This is a genomic window from Haloarcula sp. 1CSR25-25 (genome assembly GCF_032027985.1).
Classification (GTDB): domain Archaea; phylum Halobacteriota; class Halobacteria; order Halobacteriales; family Haloarculaceae; genus Haloarcula.
The window spans coordinates 1-1,382 of sequence record NZ_JAHYBW010000020.1 but is presented as its reverse complement, the minus strand read 5'-3'; the positions used below and the strand labels follow the sequence as shown (position 1 = coordinate 1,382).

The following is a 1,382-nucleotide window of genomic DNA, read 5'->3' as shown; positions in this document are numbered from 1 at the left end:
AATCACCTATGGAAACGCTGCTACCCGGATATACCACCGTTATCGACAAAATATTTGCGTCGTCCTGTAGTCTGCGGCTCTCCCAGCCTGCAGGCGGACGATATCTTCTCGCGGTGCGGTCGCTGTCTGGCGATAGCTGCTGCTAACGGTGGGCCTCGGCCGGCCACTGAGGGCCGCCGGGCGGACGGCCCTCAGTTCCCTCGTCTACGCACTCACATCAGGTGGATCGTAGACTTCTCTCCGGTCTAGCATGTGATAGATCGACACCAGCATCTTCCGAGCGGTAGCCACTATCGCTTTCTGTGAGTTCTTACGACTTGCTAGCCGCTCGGAGAAGCGACTCAGATACGCGTCATCACAGGTGTGTACTGCGGTATTGGCAGCCTGGACGAGCAGCCACCGCACTCTCCCTGATCCACGTTTCGAAATACTCCCCTCGATCCGCGAGTCGCCTGACTCGCGGATCACCGGGTTCAATCCGACGTAGCTGACGACCGATTTATCACCGTCGAACCGACTGATTTCGCCCAACTCCGCGTATATCGTCAACGCCGTATAGTAACTCACGCCAGGAATGGTCATCAGCAGCTGGGTCTCCTTCAGAGACCCAGCGCGCTCCTCGATCGTTTCTTCGAGTTCCTGTATCTCCTCGGTGAGCGTCTCAATCAGTTCGAGATACGACTCCAGCAACGCGTCCCACGGCGTCGGGAGCGAGAGTTCCCGGAGGAACTCTCGTCCCTCCTTGTTCAACGGCTTCACGTCCTCAGTGATGCCGTGATCGGAGAGAAGTCCATGGATTTTGTTGGCGTACTTGGTACGGTTTTCGACCAGGGTCTGTCGCCCGCGCACGAGTGCGCGGGCTTCCCTGATTTCGTCGGTCGGAACATAACTCTCTGGCACCGAGTTCAGCCGCACCATCCGCGCGAGTTCTTTCGCGTCGACGCGATCGGTTTTCTTGTCCGAGTTAGCGATCTGATTCAGCTCCTTCGGGTGAGCAACAGTCACATCCAAATGTTCGGACAGCGTATCGTGGATGTGGTAGTAATTACTGGTCGCCTCAAGCGCGGCTTCGGCACCAGCGTACCGCTGGGCGAGGTCGTCGAGGTTCGCGTTCTTGACGCGAACCTCTTCGACGATCTCCCCAGCCTCATCCATTACTGCCACCTGTGCGTACCGTTTGTGGACATCAATTCCAAGGTACATTGTCTGTTCACCCGGGACGCCAGTGCGTGAAGCAGAGATTCACCTATTCGGGCTTTCCCGGATGCCGCGGCCCGCGGCATCCGGGCTGTAACGCCCATGACTCGGCTTCTTTCGCACACGGACCAGTCAGTACGACGTGCTCTGTGGCACGGATCATTAGTCGGTCTCTTGCGCCCCAT

At 57.9% G+C, this 1,382-nt stretch carries 1 protein-coding gene; it reads right to left on the bottom strand.

Annotated features, from left to right (window positions below; translation table 11 throughout):
* Nucleotides 1–204 precede the first annotated feature (204 nt).
* Nucleotides 205–1,203, bottom strand: a complete 999-nt coding sequence (locus KZ498_RS24615; protein WP_312622360.1) for an IS110 family transposase — start codon at nucleotides 1,201–1,203, stop codon at nucleotides 205–207.
* Between the last annotated feature and the right edge of the window lie 179 nt (nucleotides 1,204–1,382).